The sequence below is a fragment of the Brevundimonas sp. P7753 genome (genome assembly GCF_013386595.1).
GTDB classification, from domain to species: Bacteria; Pseudomonadota; Alphaproteobacteria; order Caulobacterales; family Caulobacteraceae; genus Brevundimonas; species Brevundimonas bullata.
This window is the reverse complement of the sequence record NZ_JACARP010000012.1, coordinates 25,709-41,804: the sequence shown is the minus strand read 5'-3', so window position 1 is coordinate 41,804 and position 16,096 is coordinate 25,709. Positions and strand designations below refer to the sequence as shown.

At 67.6% G+C, this 16,096-nt stretch carries 15 protein-coding genes, 1 tRNA gene and 1 other RNA gene; 6 read left to right on the top strand and 11 right to left on the bottom strand.

What is annotated here, in order from left to right:
- Positions 1–6: 6 nt before the first annotated feature.
- The 8 genes from HX774_RS02715 to HX774_RS02680 all read right to left on the bottom strand — a co-directional run bounded on the left by HX774_RS02715 (position 7) and on the right by HX774_RS02680 (position 6,717).
- The gene (locus tag HX774_RS02715) at positions 7–423 is read right to left on the bottom strand and encodes a cell division protein (RefSeq protein WP_178824000.1); all 417 of its coding nucleotides are present in this window, start codon (positions 421–423) and stop codon (positions 7–9) included.
- Positions 420–1,397 (bottom strand): 16S rRNA (cytosine(1402)-N(4))-methyltransferase RsmH, encoded by a 978-nt coding sequence (gene rsmH / locus HX774_RS02710; RefSeq protein WP_178823998.1) that lies wholly within the window; start codon positions 1,395–1,397, stop codon positions 420–422. The genes HX774_RS02715 and rsmH overlap by 4 nt, the downstream gene beginning before the upstream one ends.
- The gene (locus HX774_RS02705; protein WP_178823996.1) at positions 1,394–1,870 is read right to left on the bottom strand and encodes a division/cell wall cluster transcriptional repressor MraZ; all 477 of its coding nucleotides are present in this window, start codon (positions 1,868–1,870) and stop codon (positions 1,394–1,396) included. Before HX774_RS02705 ends, rsmH begins: the two co-directional genes overlap by 4 nt.
- 545 nt (positions 1,871–2,415) lie before the next feature.
- An RNA gene (rnpB, locus tag HX774_RS02700) (RNase P RNA component class A) lies at positions 2,416–2,794 on the bottom strand.
- 32 nt (positions 2,795–2,826) lie between these two features.
- On the bottom strand, positions 2,827–3,588 hold the full coding sequence (locus tag HX774_RS02695) for an N-acetylmuramoyl-L-alanine amidase (protein ID WP_178823994.1): 762 nt from the start codon (positions 3,586–3,588) through the stop codon (positions 2,827–2,829).
- 9 nt (positions 3,589–3,597) lie between these two features.
- Positions 3,598–3,921: a hypothetical protein gene (locus tag HX774_RS02690; protein WP_170136943.1), complete on the bottom strand. Its 324-nt coding sequence runs from the start codon at positions 3,919–3,921 to the stop codon at positions 3,598–3,600.
- Between the two features lie 109 nt (positions 3,922–4,030).
- Positions 4,031–5,818, bottom strand: coding sequence for a signal peptide peptidase SppA (gene sppA / locus HX774_RS02685; protein WP_178823992.1), 1,788 nt, complete (start codon positions 5,816–5,818; stop codon positions 4,031–4,033).
- 149 nt (positions 5,819–5,967) lie between these two features.
- Positions 5,968–6,717, bottom strand: coding sequence for an SIMPL domain-containing protein (locus tag HX774_RS02680; RefSeq protein WP_178823990.1), 750 nt, complete (start codon positions 6,715–6,717; stop codon positions 5,968–5,970).
- A 186-nt stretch (positions 6,718–6,903) separates the two neighbouring features.
- On the opposite strand from HX774_RS02680, the gene HX774_RS02675 reads away from it, so the two are divergent.
- Positions 6,904–6,979, top strand: a tRNA-Ile gene (locus HX774_RS02675).
- Between the two features lie 121 nt (positions 6,980–7,100).
- Here the strand turns inward: HX774_RS02675 and HX774_RS02670 are convergent.
- The gene (locus tag HX774_RS02670; RefSeq protein WP_178823988.1) at positions 7,101–7,280 is read right to left on the bottom strand and encodes a hypothetical protein; all 180 of its coding nucleotides are present in this window, start codon (positions 7,278–7,280) and stop codon (positions 7,101–7,103) included.
- A gap of 172 nt (positions 7,281–7,452) precedes the next feature.
- Here HX774_RS02670 and HX774_RS02665 point away from each other — a divergent pair, with 172 nt between their 5' ends.
- The 5 genes from HX774_RS02665 to HX774_RS02645 all read left to right on the top strand — a co-directional run bounded on the left by HX774_RS02665 (position 7,453) and on the right by HX774_RS02645 (position 12,443).
- Positions 7,453–7,947 (top strand): GAF domain-containing protein, encoded by a 495-nt coding sequence (locus tag HX774_RS02665; RefSeq protein WP_178823986.1) that lies wholly within the window; start codon positions 7,453–7,455, stop codon positions 7,945–7,947.
- On the top strand, positions 7,944–8,765 hold the full coding sequence (locus HX774_RS02660; protein ID WP_178823984.1) for a CoA ester lyase: 822 nt from the start codon (positions 7,944–7,946) through the stop codon (positions 8,763–8,765). Before HX774_RS02665 ends, HX774_RS02660 begins: the two co-directional genes overlap by 4 nt.
- Before the next feature lie 70 nt (positions 8,766–8,835).
- Positions 8,836–10,899, top strand: coding sequence for a capsular polysaccharide biosynthesis protein (locus tag HX774_RS02655; RefSeq protein ID WP_218650228.1), 2,064 nt, complete (start codon positions 8,836–8,838; stop codon positions 10,897–10,899).
- Between the two features lie 32 nt (positions 10,900–10,931).
- Entirely contained in the window at positions 10,932–12,077 is a 1,146-nt protein-coding gene (locus tag HX774_RS02650) for a beta-ketoacyl-ACP synthase III (protein ID WP_178823983.1), read from the top strand.
- Between the two features lie 99 nt (positions 12,078–12,176).
- Entirely contained in the window at positions 12,177–12,443 is a 267-nt protein-coding gene (locus tag HX774_RS02645; RefSeq protein ID WP_105563065.1) for a hypothetical protein, read from the top strand.
- 88 nt (positions 12,444–12,531) lie between these two features.
- On the opposite strand, the gene HX774_RS02640 is transcribed toward HX774_RS02645, so the two are convergent.
- Positions 12,532–13,059, bottom strand: coding sequence for a porin family protein (locus HX774_RS02640; RefSeq protein WP_178823981.1), 528 nt, complete (start codon positions 13,057–13,059; stop codon positions 12,532–12,534).
- A 230-nt stretch (positions 13,060–13,289) separates the two neighbouring features.
- Positions 13,290–15,980 (bottom strand): pyruvate, phosphate dikinase, encoded by a 2,691-nt coding sequence (gene ppdK / locus HX774_RS02635; protein ID WP_178823979.1) that lies wholly within the window; start codon positions 15,978–15,980, stop codon positions 13,290–13,292.
- Between the last annotated feature and the right edge of the window lie 116 nt (positions 15,981–16,096).

Here is a 16,096-nt window from a genome sequence, read left to right as displayed (position 1 = left end):
GCACGCTCAATGCAGGCTCCCCTCGACTACGGGTTCAGCAGCAGGCGCTGCGGGCGCGACCGCCACGGGCGCGGGCGCAGCGGCGACGACCGGCGGCGGCGCGATGGCGGGCAGACCGGCCTCGACCGCCTGACGACGGACATCGACCGGCCCCAGGCCGATTTCACGCGACAGAGCCTCCAGCCGGGCGGGCTGCTCCAGCCGGGTCGCCTCGGCGCGCAGCAGGCGGACCCGCTGGCGGTTCTCGCGGATCTCGCTCTCGATGCGGCTGATCTCGGCGCTTTCGCGCGCGGCGGCGGCCTTGGCGATATAGACCGAGAAGACCAGGGCGGCGACACAGACCACGCCGATGATCTCGACGCAGCGCACGCCGCGGACCTTCCAGTCGAACAGGCGCTTGACCGGGACGGGCACGGCGATCATGCGCGTTTGCCCTTGCCGGCCCGACCCTCGATCGCGCCCCAGGCCGGCGCCTCAGTGCGGATCGCCGCGCGCAGCTTGGCCGAACGGGCGCGGGGGTTGGCGGCCAGCTCGGCCTCGCCCGCCTCGCGCGCGCCCTTGAACATCAGGTCGAAGCTGGGCTTACGCAGTTCCACCGCGACCGGGGCATGGCGCGAGCCGCCGGGCGCATTGCCGGTGCGCTCGGTCATGAAGGCCTTGACGATGCGGTCTTCCAGCGAATGGAAGGTGACGACGACCAGACGCCCGCCCGGCGCCAGGGTCGCCTCGGCGGCTTCCAGGCCGCGTTCCAGCTCGCCCAGCTCGTCGTTGACGGCGATGCGCAGGGCCTGGAACACGCGGGTCGCGGGATGGATCGGCGCGCCGCGACGACCGCCCAGGGCCTTTTCGACCACTTCAGCCAGATCCAGCGTGCGGCTGAACGGCTGCTCGACGCGGCGGCGCAGGATGGCGGTGGCGACGCGGCCCGACTGACGCTCGTCGCCGTACTGCTTGAAGATGTGGGCCATCGGCCCGTGGTCCCAGGTGTTGACGATGTCGGCGGCGGTCGGCCCCGTATCGCCCATGCGCATGTCCAGCGGCCCGTCGCGCATGAAGGAGAAGCCGCGCTCGGCCTGATCCAGCTGCATCGACGAGACGCCGATGTCGAAGACGGCGCCGTCCAGTTGGGCCTTGCCGCTCTCGGCGAAGGCTTCAGACAGACCCGAGAAGGGCGTGCGGATCAGCTGGAACTGGCCCGGATAGGCGGCGGCCACCGCATCGGCGTGCGGCTGAACGGTCGGATCGCGATCCAGACCGATGACCTGGGCGCCGCGATCCAGGATGGCGCGGGTATAGCCGCCGGCGCCGAAGGTGGCGTCGATGACGACATCGCCGGGCTGCGGGTTCAGGGCTTCAAGAACTTCGGCCAGCAGGACAGGAGCGTGAGGCGACGTCATGCTGCCCCTCCGGTCTTGGCGACCGCAGCCTGACGGCGCATTTCACCGAACTGCTTCAGGCCCTCGCGCGCCATGCGGCGCTGCTCCGCGCGGTGCGCGGCCCACTTGTCCTTGTTCCAGATCTGGAAACGCTCGCCGACGCCGTAGATGACGACCGTGTCGGACAGCTCGACCTCGGCGCACAGATGTTCCGGCAGAGTGATGCGGCCGCCCGAGTCATAGGCCAGCGGCTTCTGCTCGCCGAAGATCGAGGCTTCCAGCGCCGAGCGGTAGGGGTCGCCGAAGGGCAGACTTTCGATGACGGCGCGGTATTCGGCGAACAGCTTGTCGCCGCCCGCTTCCAGGCAATCGGCTTCGATGGAGGGGAAGCAGAAGACGCCGTGTTCCGCGCCGTTTTCGGCCGTGCGGAATTCCTGGGGGATCAAGAGACGGCGCTTGCCGTCCAGCTGCTTCTCGTAGGTCGAGAGAAACACGCTTTGCCCAATCGAGCCGTTCGGCCCGCCCCTGAAGTCCGTTGAAACATCCACGCGTCGGGCGACAGCCCCTACTCATGAGGCTGTGGGATAGCATGGGATCAGATGGGCCTCAATGGGATTAGTTGACACCCTTTAACCAAATTTGCAGTTCGACGAACGCTTCAGCAAGTGTAAAATGAGAACATACAAGCAACATCAAGAGTATTCACAGCCTGTGGACGGCTTTTTCCGCCATGTTTTCAACGCAGGAGTTAACGCCGCCCTCTCCCGCTGGGAGAGGGCTTGAGCCTCCAAGAGCGCAGCGATTGGCAAAGGCGAAAGGGTGAGGGTTCGCGATTAAAGTCGGCCGAAGGCCGTGGCGCGACGGCTTGCGCCGACTGAAACGCCAGCCCCTCACCCTTTCGCGCAAGAACGATCACCTCCGGCTCTCGTGCGCTCAAGCCCTCTCCCGCCGGGAGAGGGAGGAGACAGCAGGCCTCAAGCCGGTAGGCCCAAAACAAAACGGGCCTCAAGTAGCCCAAAGGGCGATAGGCCCAAGAAAAAATGCCAGACGGCCTGTAAGCCGGGTTCTGTTCCGCCCCGAAAGGCGGCGACGATCATTCCTCTGGACCGCCCATTGCTGGACGGTTCTCGCGACCTACCCGGACGCCTCGGGCGGTGAACCCTGCGGGCGAACCCGCGCGACGTCCCTATTCGGTCTTGCTCCAGGCGGGGCTTGCCATGCCGCCGACGTTGCCGCCGACGCGGTGGGCTCTTACCCCACCCTTTCACCCTTCCCCGGGCCGGAGCCCAGGCGGTTTGCTTTCTGTGGCGCTATCCCTCGGGTCACCCCGGGCGGGAGTTACCCGCCGCCTCTTCACCGTGGAGCCCGGACTTTCCTCGACAAGAGCAAGCTCTCGCCGCGACCGCCCGGCCGTCTGGCGGGGGCTAAGTGCGCGCGAACGCGGCGCGCGTCAATCCAGAACGCCGGTGACGCTCTCGACGCTGGCCAGTTGCAGCAGACCGACCAGGCGGGCGCGGGTCTCGCCGTCGGCGACGCCGTCGATGCGGTCGGGCCGCCAGTGGCGCTGGAAAGCCTCGACCGTCAGGCGGGTTTCGTCGTCGTATTCGCCGCCGGGTTTCACCCCGTAGCCCAGTCGATGCAGCCCCGAGCGCAGGACGATGACGCCCAGCCCCTCGTCGCCCGGCGACAGGTCGCTGCCCAGGGCGGCGATGCGTTCGGGCGCGGGATCGAACCACAGGCCGTGGCCGGCCTCAGCCAGACGTTTCCACGGGAAGAGCTCGCCTGGGTCCTGCTTGCGGTCCGGGGCCGCGTCGGAATGGCCGATGATGCGGGCGTCAGAAATGGTCCAGCGCGAGCGGATGTCGGCGATCAGAGCGATGACCGCCTGAACTTGCGCCTCGGGAAAGGCGCGATAGCCGAACTCATGGCCCGGATTGACGATCTCGATGCCGATGGAGGCGGCGTTGACGTCGGTCTCGCCCTGCCAGACGCCCCGGCCCGCATGCCAGGCGCGGCGCTCTTCCGGCACCAGACGCAGGATCACGCCGTTCTCGTTGACGACATAGTGGGCCGAGACTTCGGCGGCGGGGTCGCGAAGCCGAGAGACAGCCTCATCCGCCGTCTGCATCCCGGTGTAGTGCAGCACCAGCATGTCCGGCAGCCCGCGCCGGGCGTTGAAATTAGGCGACGGGGCGTCGGTGAAGGTCAGCATGACGCCCGATCAGCGCCCTTCGCGTTCCCAGCCGTAGGCGACCCAGGTGTCGCCGACCTTCTGAGCGTCGATCACGCCTTCGTCCTGACGCGCCTTGGCCGTGCGAGCCCGTCGGGCGCGGAAGGCAAAGCCGGCGAAGAAGACGACCACCCCGGCGATCAGGGCGATCACGGCCACGGCGGCGGCTGTCAGCACGGCGAGCACCGCACCCACGGTCAGGGCGAGGGCCGTAGCCACCAGCCCGCCGAACCAGACGAAGGGCGCCATCAAGCCGCCGCCGGTGCGGCGCCGGGCGTTGAAGCCGATCTGGGCGAAGGGGTCGGACTGAATCATGGAACTGCCTTTCATGGCGCACCGATGAAGGAACGCCCGAACCTCAATGTCGGTCCATCGACCTGAACGGTCAATGGACTGCGACATCACGGCTCAGTCAGGAAACGCCTCAGAAGGCCGGCTGGTCGGCCAGCACCACGGCGCCGCGGCTGCGCATCCGGTCAGCCTCGACCCGATTCAGCACCGCCTGGGCCGCCGGATCACCCATGACCTGACCGACCGAGACCATGGCCTCGGCCGCCTGACCCGAGGCGCCGAAGGCCGAGGCCAAGGCTTCCCACGGCGACTGTGGCGTCGGGAAGCGCTTGAACCGCACCGATTCGCTGGTCGGGATATTGGCCAGCTTGCGCGCCTTGATGACGGCTTCGTTCAGACCGCCCAGTTCGTCGACCAGACCCAGACCCTTGGCCTGGGCTCCGGTCCAGACCCGGCCCTTGGCGATTTCCCGCACCCGCTCGACCGGCAGCTTGCGGCCCGTCGACACGCGGGCCACGAAGTCTTCGTAGACCCGATCCATCGAGGCGGCGAAGGCGGCGCGCTGGGCTTGGTCAAAGCCCTGCACCGGCGAGAAGGCGTCGGCGTAGTCGCCGCCGACCTTGAGGCCGCGCATGTCGACGCCGAAACGACCCAGGGCGTCGGCCAGCACGAACTTGCCGCCGAAGACGCCGATGGAGCCGGTCAGGGTCGAGGGCTGGGCCACGATCCAGTCGGCTTCCGAACTGACCCAATAGCCGCCCGAGGCCGCATAGGCCCCCATGGAGACGACCACCGGCTTGCCCGCCGCCTTGGCCGCGCGCACGGCGGCCAGGATCTGTTCCGAGGCCTCGGGCGAACCGCCAGGCGAGGAGACGCGGAAGACGATGGCCTTCACGGCCTTGTCCTCTATGGCGTCATAGATGGCCTTGGCCGTATCGTCGGAACGGATGTCCGAGCCCGAGCCGAAGGGCGAGGCGCCCTGGCCGCGTCCGGTCATGATCGCGCCCTCGCCGCCGACGATGGCGATGGCCGACTTGCCCGAGCCGTTGCGTGCGCCCTGCATAGAGGCGTAGTCGCCGAACTTGATGATCTTGGCGTCCTTGCCGGCCTTGGCCTTGGCGGCGGCTTCGGCCTCTTCGACCTGACCGATCTTGTCGACCAGCTTCAGCGCCAGGGCCTGTTCCGCCGAATAGGGGCCGGCCTCGATGGTCGCTTTCAGGGCCTCGGGCGTGGTCTTGCGGTCGCGCGCCGTATTGGCCAGGGCGCCGTCGTAGATGGAGGTCATCCAGGCCGTCATCGCCTCGCGGTGCGGGGCGGTATAGTCGCTCTGAGTGTATTCGTTGACGGCGTTCTTGTACTCGTAGCGCTGCTCGAACTCGGGTTTGACGCCGTATTTTTCGAAGGCGCGGCCCAGGAAGAGGCTGTCGCTGGAGAGGCCCACAGCCTGGAAGCTGGCGGTGTTCTGTATCCACAGCTGGTCGGCGCTGGCGGCGACCATATAGCTGGAGACCACCGCGCCGATCGGCATGAAGCCCTGGCTGTGGGCGATGACGGTCTTGCCCGAGGCGCGGAAGCGGTGGATCGCCTGACGCACTTCGTCGGCGGCGGCGGGGGTCATGCCGCCCTCCGGCGCGCGGACCAGCAGCACCTTGACGCTGGCGTCCTTCTCGGCTTGGGCCAGGGTGTCGACGATGTGGATCACCGACAGGCCCGAACCGCCGAAAGCAGCAAAAGGATTGGTCGGCTGCTGATCCGTCAGCCCTTCGCGCAGGTCCAGCTCCAGCACCGAGTTGGCGGGCGCGGTCGGCTTGGAGGCTCCGGCCGCCGCCGCGAAGAACAGCAGGGCCGCAATCGGCAGGACGATGAAGAAGGCCACGAGCCCGGCGAAGACGCCGAGCATGGTCAGGAAGAACTGTTTCATGAAAAAGGCGGCCGTCCCGTCAGTGGCCACGCGCGGCCTGCCGCGAGCATAAAGCGCGGATGGTGGCCGTCAAATGAAGGGGCGGTAATGAAACGCGAAAAGGGCCCGCCGTCGCCGGCAGGCCCTCCCCTCGTCTTCGTTTCAGCCGATCAACGACCGATGTCGTAGGTCCCGCTGATGTCGATGCGGACCGTCAGTTCGCCAGCCGACACCGGGGTCGAGGCGCTTCCGGCGTCCATGGCCATGGCGCGGGCGTACATGGGACGCGGCGGTTCCGGCATGTAGCCGCCGCCCTCGGTCAGGGTGCGCACCCCGCCCAGCTGGACGCCCAGAGCCTGGGCATACAGCCGCGCCTTGTCCTGCAAGGCGCGCACGGCCAGCTGGCGCGCCTGATCCTCGGCGGCCTTGGCGTCCTTGAGGCCGAAGGCGATGCCGTCGATCTGGTTGACGCCGGCCGCGACCACGGCGTCGGCGGTCGTGCCGACCTTGGTCAGGTCATTGATGATCACGGTGACGCGGTTCGTCGCCTGATAGCCGCGCAGCTTGGGCGGTTCGTTCTGCTGATAGTCGTACTGCGCCGACAAATTCAGGCCCGAGGTCTGGATGTCGCGCTCGTTGATCCCGGCGCGGCGCAGGGCGGCGACGACGCGGGTCATCTGCTGCGCGTTCTGGGTCATGGCCTCCTGGGCCGTGGCGGCCTCGGTGACGACGCCGAAGTTGATCGTCGCCTGATCCGGCGCGACCTTGACCTCGCCGAAGGCCGACAGGTTGAGGGCGGGCTGTTGCGCCATGGCGTGCACCTGCATCGGAGAAGCGCCCGTCTGGGCAAGGGAGACGGCGGGAACCGCCAGGGTCATCAGGGCCGTGCCCAGCATCAGGGCGCGTGCGGTGCGGGTCATCATCGTCTCCGTGGAAATCCATTGGCCGGACGTGTTCGCCAGCCACGACCTACCTTGGCCGTTTCAACCTGAACAAACGCAAAAGCCCCCAAAGCAGGTTCCATTCATCGACATGAAAAGCGTGACAGGTCCGGGGCGGCTTTGCAGCGAGCGCATCCCCTGCTAGGCACGTCATCCCTGCTTCGGGGGCCTGTAGCTCAATGGTTAGAGCCGACCGCTCATAACGGTCTGGTTGGGGGTTCGAGTCCCTCCGGGCCTACCACCCTCTCCTCGCATCGCGGCCTGCGCCGCGCCTTCGGCCAGTCGGTGCAGTTCCCGCCCCGAGCAGCGCGACCAGTCGACGCCCTCCAGAAGACGCTCCAGCGATGCCGGACGCCTCACGCTCATGACGGGGTCGACCCGCCTCGCGTCATGCCTGCGACCAAGCCAATCAACAGTCCCACGGCCAGAGCCCGGTTGCCGGGATCACCGGCGCGCGCCTCCTCGACCCGCAGGGCCAGTTCGCGATCCAGCCACGCCAGATGCCGCGCGAAGTTCTCATCCGCCTGCGATGCAGTGCTCATCCCCACTCTCCCGAAACAGCCCGCCCAGGCAGGCTTGAAGGAAGCTACGCACGGCTTGTGACACCCTCAAGTCAATTGTTCGCTTTTTGTTCTATTTTCTCGCTACGCGTCGCCCGCCCCTTTGTGCCGCGAGGCTGGAGCCTATATGGCGATCTCCCGAAGGAGAGCCGCCATGTCCTACATCGCCCGCGACGACCGCCCCGCCGACAAGGCTGAACGCTACGCCGAGGTCGAGGCCGAGATTCTGGCCGTGCTCGACGGCGAGCCGAACCGGACGGCCCGGATGGCGACCGTGGCCGCCATGCTGGCCGACGCCTTTCCCGCCTTCTTCTGGACCGGCTTCTACGTCGTGGACGAGGCCAAGCCGCAGGAACTGGTCGTCGGGCCCTATCAAGGGACGCTGGGTTGCCTGCGCATTCCGTTCGGGCGCGGCGTCTGCGGCGCGGCGGCGCGCGACCGCCAGACCCAGGTGGTCGAGGACGTCCACGCCTTCCCCGGCCACATCGCCTGCGACAGCCGCTCGGCCAGCGAGATCGTCGTGCCGGTGCTGGATGCGGCGGGCGAGTTGATCGCCGTGCTGGACGTGGACGCGACGGAGATCGCCGCCTTTGACGCCGTGGACGCCGAGGCGCTGGAGCGGCTGATGGCCAAGGTCTTTGCTGCATGAGCCGCGCCCGCAGCGTCCTCTACCTGCCCGCCTCCAACGCTCGCGCGGTGGAGAAGGCGCGCGGTCTGGCTTGCGACGTCGCGGTGCTGGACCTGGAGGACGCCGTTGCGCCCGAGATGAAGGCCGAGGCGCGAGCGGCGGCGGTCGCCGCGGCGCGGGAAGGCGGCTTCGGGCCGCGCCTGGGCGTGCGGATCAATGGTCTAGACACGCCTTGGGGCGCCGACGACCTGGCGGCGCTTCGGGATGCGCCGGTGGATCTGATCGTCGCGCCCAAGGTCGAGAACGCCGCGACCGTGCGCGCCCTGTCTGACGCGATGCGCCCCAGCGTCGAGCTGTGGGCCATGATCGAGACGCCGCGCGCCCTGGTGGATCTGCGGGACATCGTCGAGGCGGGCGGGGCGTTGAAGGGGCTGATGCTGGGCGTCAACGATCTGGCCAAGGACCTTAAGATCGGCGCTGCGCTGGACCGCGAGCCGCTGAAACCCTGGCTGGCGGCGGTCGTGACCCATGCACGGGCCAACAGCCTGAGCGCCATCGACGGGGTCTTCAACCGGATCAAGGACGAGGCTGGCTTTGGGGCCGAATGCGCGCAAGGGCGACTGTACGGCTTTGACGGCAAGAGCCTGATCCACCCGTCGCAGATCGAGGGGGCCAATGCGGCGTTCGGGCCGACTGCGGAAGAGATCGCCTGGGCGCGGAGGGTGGTCGCCGCATTCGCCGCGCCCGAGGCCGAGGGCCTGGGTGTCCTCCGCGTCGAGGGCGAGATGGTGGAGCGGCTGCATCTGGCGGCGGCGCAGGATTTGCTGGCGGAGTTATGAGCCTTCCCCCCTTGCGGGAGAAGGACGCTAGGGAGTGGCGCGCAGACTCTACAAACCGTAGACACGGCTGATGACCGCACCGCTTCCGACACCTTCCAAAACCCGCGCCTGGGTCTGCGCGCCCGGCGTGCTGAAGGTCCCCTTCCTGTCGGCCTTCCTGCCCGACTATGACCTGTCGGCCCTGCCCGGCTCGCAGACCGAGGCCGTGCTGGGCTGGGGAATGAAGCCGACGGCGGCGGCGGGGCGGCGCTGGGCGGCAAAGCAGGGCAAGCCCTATGTGGCGCTGGAGGACGGCTTCCTGCGCTCAGTCGGGATCGGCGAGAGCGGGGCGACCAGCCTCAGCCTGATCGTTGACGACATCGGCGTCTATTACGACGCAACCCGGCCCAGTCGGCTGGAGCAACTGATCGCGACAGCGCCCGACTGGTGCGACGCGGCGATGCGGGTCCGGGCGCGCGGCCTGATCGACCGCATCGTGGCGTCGGGCGTTTCGAAGACCAATATGGGCGGGCCGCTGGACGCCGCCCTGCTCAAGCCCGGTCGGCGGGTGCTGATCGTGGATCAGACCTTTGGCGACGCCTCCATCGGCTATGGGCTGGCGACGGAAAAGAGCTTCTCGGACATGCTGGCGACGGCGCGGCGGGACGAGCCGGACGCCCAGTTGATCGTCAAGCGCCACCCGGCGGTGGCCGCGGGGCGCAAACAGGGATGCATCCCGGCCAGCGAACTGGACGGCGTCACCTTGATCGACACGGACGTACGGCCCGCTGACCTGCTGGCGGCGGTGGACGCGGTCTATGTCGTGACCTCGGCCCTGGGGTTCGAGGCCCTGCTGCGTGGCCTGCCCGTGCGTTGCTTCGGCGCCCCCTTCTATTCGGGCTGGGGTCTGACGACGGACGCGGTTTCGACCGGGCGGCGCGGCGTGGCGCGTGATCTGGATCAGGTCACGGCGGCGGCGCTGATCGCCTACACCCGCTATGTCGATCCTGTCACCGGCCAGCGCTGCGAGGCCGAGCAGGCGCTGGACAGGCTGATTGCGCTCCGCGACCGCGCCGACCGGCTGGCGGGCGACTGGGCCGCCGTCGGCTTCGCCCCGGCCAAGCGCCCGCCGGTGCGCCGCCTGTTGAACTCGCCCAAGGGCCGCGTGCGCTATTTCTGGCGATCCAGCGCCGCCGTCGCCCATGCGCGGGCGACGGGCGGCAAGCTGATCTGGTGGGCCGGCAAGGAGACGCCGCAGATCCGCGCCGCCGCCGACGCCTTTGAGGGGCCGGTCGTACGCATGGAGGACGGCTTCATCCGTTCGCGCGGCCTGGGGTCCGACTTCTTCGGCGCCCTGTCGGTCGCGCTCGATGACCAAGGCGTCTATTACGACCCGACCCGGCCTAGCCGTCTGGAGAGCCTGATCGAGGCGGGCGAACCGTCGCCGGATCAGACGGCGCGCGCCGAAGCCCTTCGCGCCCGCGTGGTCGAGGCGGGCCTGTCGAAATACAATCTGAAGGGCGCGGGCGTCCCGGCCCATTGGCCGAAAGACAAGCCGATCCTGCTGGTCGTGGGTCAGGTCGAGAATGACCGCTCGATCATGATGGGCTGCGGGCCGGACCTGCGCACCAACTCGGGGCTGGTGAAGGCGGCGCGGGCCGACCACCCGGACGCCTTCCTGATCTACCGCAACCACCCGGACGTGACGGCGGGCAACCGGCCCGGCCTGCTGGATCATGCGGCGATGGAGGAGGTGGACGCCTCCGCCGACGATCTGGACATCGTGGACTGCCTGAACGCCTGCGGCCGGCTGGCGACCCTGACGTCGCTGACCGGGTTCGAGGCCCTGATGCGGGGCAAGGCCGTCAGCGTCTATGGCCGGCCCTTCTATGCGGGCTGGGGCCTGACCGACGACAAGTTGGCGTTTGATCGCCGCACCCGTCGCGCCAGCCTGCAATCCGTCATCCACGCCGCCCTGATCGGCTACCCGGTCTATGTCACGCCTGAGGGTTGGCCGTGCGAGGCCGAGGACCTGGTCGAGGCCCTGATCGCCGCGCACGATCATCCCCTGCCCGCCCCGCCGCGCGGCCGCATCAACAGATGGTGGCGCGGCATAAAAGCCAGTCTCGACCGGAGCCTTCCACCGGCCTATTGAGGTCGTTCGTCATCGCAACGGACTTTATCCTAGTGCCCCAAGCCGTCATCTCCGCCACCGGCCTGTTCACGCCGGAGCAGTCGATCTCGAACGCCGAACTGGTCGCCGCCTACAACGCCTGGGCGGAAGGCTGGAACGCCGAGAACGCCGAGGCCATCGCCGCGGGCGAGTTGGAGCTGAAGACGCCCTCGTCAGAGGCCTTCATCGAAAAGGCCTCGGGCATCCAGTCGCGCTTCGTCATGGACAAGTCGGGCATCATCGACCCCGAGCGCATGCTGCCGCACCTGCCCGCGCGCGGCGACGACGAGCTGTCGATCCTGGCCGAGATGGCCGTGAAGGCGGCGCAGGACGCGATCAAGGCCTGGGGCAAGCCGGTCAGCGAGATCGGCGCCGTCATCTGCGCCGCGTCCAACATGCAGCGCCCCTACCCCGCCATGGCCATCGAGGTGCAGCAGGCCCTGGGCATCGAGGGCTTCGCCTTCGACATGAACGTGGCGTGCAGCTCGGCCACCTTCGGCATCAAGACGGCGGCGGACTTCGTGGCCTCCGGCTCGGTCAAGGCCGTGCTGATGGTCAACCCCGAGATCTGCTCGGCCCACCTGAACTTCAAGGATCGCGACAGCCACTTCATCTTCGGCGACGTGGCCACCGCCGTCATCATCGAGGCCGAGGATCAGGCCGGACCGGGCGGCTGGGACATTCTGGGCACGAAGCTGAAGACCAGCTTCTCCAACAACATCCGCAACAATTTCGGCTTCCTGAACCGCGCCGCCCTGCCGACAGGGGCCAGCGAGCCCGTGTCGTCCGACGGCCTGACCGACAAGATGTTCGTCCAGCAGGGCCGCAAGGTCTTCAAGGAGGTGGTGCCCATGGTCTCGGAGATGATCCTGGACCACGCCGCCGAGTTGAACCTGGACCCGCACGGCCTGAAACGGATGTGGCTGCACCAGGCCAACATCAACATGAACACCCTGATCGGCAAGAAGGTGCTGGGCCGCGAGCCCGAGCCGGAAGAGAACGTCATCATCCTGGACGACTACGCCAACACCTCCTCCGCCGGATCGATCATCGCCTTCCACCTGAAGCACGACGGCTTCGCGCCCGGCGATACGGGCCTGATCTGCAGCTTCGGCGCCGGCTATTCGGCGGGCACGGTTTTTGTGCAAAAGCGGCCCTGAAACCAGATAACGGGAATCATTATTTCCGGCCCCGCTTGCACTGTTCGGAAAATTTTGCAAACCGTTACGGGTGTCGAGAACCTGGGGGACGACGCCCGAATGACTCAGACAGTTTCACCGTGGGCAGAAAAGCTCAGCGATCCGTTGGCTCATGACGTGGCCACGGTGCTGAAACATATGGGCGGCTCGGCCCATCAGGACATCGTGGTCAACTGCGTCGCGGCGCTGAAGCGCCAGCGCGGCGAGTCCGTGACCCAGGACCTGAAGGCCAAGATCGTCGAGGTCTTCGAACGCTACCGCGACTTCTTCATCAAGCCATTCGGCGAGAACTCGCTGCGCTGGGCCCTGGCGCCGGGCGTCGCCTAGACCTCAGCCTTTTTCAGGCAAACGAAAAGGCCCGCTCCTCTCGGAGCGGGCCTTCGTCGTATCTAGCGCCAGACTTGGAGGTCAGGCCTTAGAAGCGACGGATGTAGCTGACCGAATAGGCGTCAGCCTCACCGCCGTTGTCGCGGAAGTCGCGACGGGTCCAGTCGGCGCGGACGCCGTTGACGCCGTCGACGTAGTAGTTGGCGCCGACGCCGTAGTTCCAGCTGTCGCCGCCCACGTCGGTGTTGGCGCCGGGGAACTCCTGCTTCAGCTCGGTGTGGCCGTAACCGCCGCGAGCGAACAGTTCCAGCTTATCGCTGACCGGGTATTTGCCGACCACGTAGCCGGCGGCGTCCCACTCATGCTTGATCGAGCCGTCGATGCCGGCGACGGTGAAGTCGTCGTCCTTGACGCCCACGGAGGCCTCGGTTTCGACGGCCAGGTAACGGTTCAGGTTCACGCCCAGGCGGCCGGTCACGGCGCCGGTCGTGGCGGAGTCGCCTTCCAGATGCGTGTAGCCCAGCGAGCCGTAACCACGGGCATCAGGACCAGATTGAGCAAATGCCGGAGCGGCGATTGCAGAAATAGCGGCGGCGGCGAGAAGAATGTTACGCATTGTTTCTATAACTCCTAGTAAAACCAGATGTGGTGACTTCTGCGGTCACCGGCCCCATCCAGCGAGGAGTTAAATGGGTATTCCGCCGAGGTGTTCCATAGGCGAATGAATACACGGGCGTAACCGTGCGCTACCAGACACATACAGCGTTACGCTGATAACGACTTTATTCGGGCGTGAAAAAGGCGGCCCCGAAGGACCGCCTTTGCACGCTCAAGCCTGAGAGGGACTCAGCGGTCTTTTTCGCGCTCTTCACCTGAGCGCGCCGCCAAGGCGGCCTGGGCCGCCGCCAGACGGGCGATCGGCACGCGGTAGGGGGAGCAGGAGACGTAGTCGAGGCCCACGCTCTCGCAGAAGGCGATGGACGACGGGTCGCCGCCGTGTTCGCCGCAAATGCCCATCTTCATGTCCGGCTTGACCGCGCGGCCGCGCTCGGCGGCGATGCGGATCAGGTCGCCCACGCCGTCCTGGTCCAAGCGCACGAAGGGATCTGTCTCGAAGATGCCCTTGTCCAGATAGGCCTGCAGGAAGTGGCCCGAGTCGTCGCGGCTGATGCCGAAGGTCGTCTGGGTCAGGTCATTGGTGCCGAAGCTGAAGAACTCGGCGTACTCGGCCAGGTCGGCGGCGCGAAGCGCCGCGCGCGGCAGTTCGATCATGGTGCCGACCAGATAGTCGACGCTGTCGCCCGCGTCCGCGAACACGGCCCGCGCGGTGCGGTCGGTCAGTTCGCGCAGGTACTTCATCTCCAGACCCAGGGCGACCAGCGGGTGCATGATCTCAGGGATCGGAGCGACGCCCGACGTCTTCTTCACCTCCAGCGCCGCCTCCAGGATGGCGCGGACCTGCATCTCATAGATCTCGGGATAGGCCACGCCCAGGCGGCAGCCGCGGTGGCCCAGCATGGGGTTGGTCTCGTGCAGTTCCCGCGCGCGCCGCTTCAGCTTGGCGGCGTCCAGACCCGAACCGGCGGCCAGGGCGTCGATGTCGGCGTCGGTGTGCGGGATGAACTCGTGCAGCGGCGGGTCCAGCAGGCGGATCGTCACCGGCAGACCGGCCATGATGGTGAACAGGTCGGCGAAGTCGGCCTTCTGGAAGGGCGCGATCTTGGCCAGGGCGATGCGGCGGCCCTGCTCGTCGTCGGCCAGGATCATCTCGCGCACGGCGGCGATGCGGGCCTCGTCGAAGAACATGTGTTCGGTGCGCGACAGGCCGATGCCCTCGGCGCCGAAGCCGCGCGCGGTCTTGGCGTCCAGCGGGGTCTCGGCGTTGGCGCGGACTTTCAGGCGGCGCACGCCGTCGGCCCAGGCCATCAGGGTCTGGAAGTCACCCGTCAGCTCCGGCTCGATCATGGCCACGGCGCCGTCCAGCACCTCGCCCTTGCCGCCGTCGATGGTGATGACCTCGCCCGCCTTGAAGGTGCGGCCGCGCGCGGTGAAGGTCCCGGCCTTCTCATTGATCGAGATTTCGCCCGCGCCGGAGACGCAAGGCCGCCCCATGCCGCGCGCCACGACAGCCGCGTGGCTGGTCATGCCGCCGCGCGCCGTGACGATGCCGCGCGCCGCGTGCATGCCGTGGATGTCCTCGGGCGAGGTTTCCTCGCGCACCAGGATGACGGCGTCGCCGACCTGCGACAGGCGCTCGGCCTCGTCGGCGTCGAAGACGATCTTGCCGGTGGCCGCGCCGGGCGAAGCCGGCAGGCCCGCCGCGACGACGGTCCGGGCGGCGTTGGGGTCCAGCGTCGGGTGCAGCAATTGATCGAGCGCGGCGGGTTCGACCCGCGACACGGCCTCTTCCTGCGAGATCACGCCCTCGGAGGCCAGATCGACGGCGATCTTCAGCGCCGACTTGGCGGTGCGCTTGCCGTTGCGGGTTTGCAGCATCCACAGACGGCCCTGCTCGACCGTGAACTCGATGTCCTGCATGTCGCGGTAGTGGCTTTCCAGCCGCCCGACCACGTCGACGAACTCGGCGAAGACGACCGGCATGGCCTCTTCCATCGAGAGAGCGGTCTCGCCCATCTCCTCGCGGCCCGCCTTGGTCAGGGACTGCGGCGTGCGGATGCCCGCGACCACGTCCTCACCCTGGGCGTTGATCAGGAACTCGCCGTACAGCTTGGCTTCGCCTGTAGAGGGGTTGCGGGTGAAGGCCACGCCCGTGGCCGAGGTCTCGCCCATGTTGCCAAACACCATCGACTGGATGTTGACGGCGGTGCCCCAGCTTTCGGGGATGTCGTGCATGCGGCGATAGAATTTCGCGCGGTCATTCATCCAGCTGGCGAAGACGGCCGAGACGGCGCCCCACAGCTGGTCGTGCGGGTCCTGCGGGAAGGGCTGGCCCAGCTCGCGTTCGACCAGGACCTTGTAGTCGGCGACCACCTTTTCCCAGTTCTCGGCGGTCAGGTCGGTGTCGATCGAGACGCCCAGACGATCCTTGTGGTCGTCCAGAACCTCTTCGAACTGATCGTGGCCGATGCCCAGCACCACATTGGAATACATGGTGATGAAACGGCGATAGCTGTCGAAGGCGAAACGGCGGTCGCCGGACAGCCTGGCCAGCCCCTCGACCGTCAGGTCGTTCAGGCCCAGGTTCAGCACCGTGTCCATCATGCCCGGCATCGAGGCCCGCGCGCCCGAGCGCACCGAGACCAGCAGGGGGTTGGCGGCGTCGCCGAAGGTCTTGCCGACAATGCCCTCGACGGTCTTCAGCCAGGCGGCGGCCTGTTCGGCCAGCTCAGCCGGATAGGTCTCGCCGTTGGAGTAATAGTGGACGCAGGCTTCCGTCGTGATCGTAAAGCCGGGTGGCACCGGAAGGCCGAGAGAGGACATCTCGGCCAGGTTCGCACCCTTGCCGCCGAGAAGGTTCTTCATCGACGCATCGCCGTCAGCGGAGCCCCCGCCGAAGCCGTACACCCACTTGGTCATCTTGCAGTCCCTGAGCCGTGGTCAGTCGTCGCAGGATCGAGTCCCGCTTACGGTGGCCCTGACTAGCGTGCTGCAAGCGCGAAGGCGAGGCCGTGGGTGTAACAATCCGTGTGAGG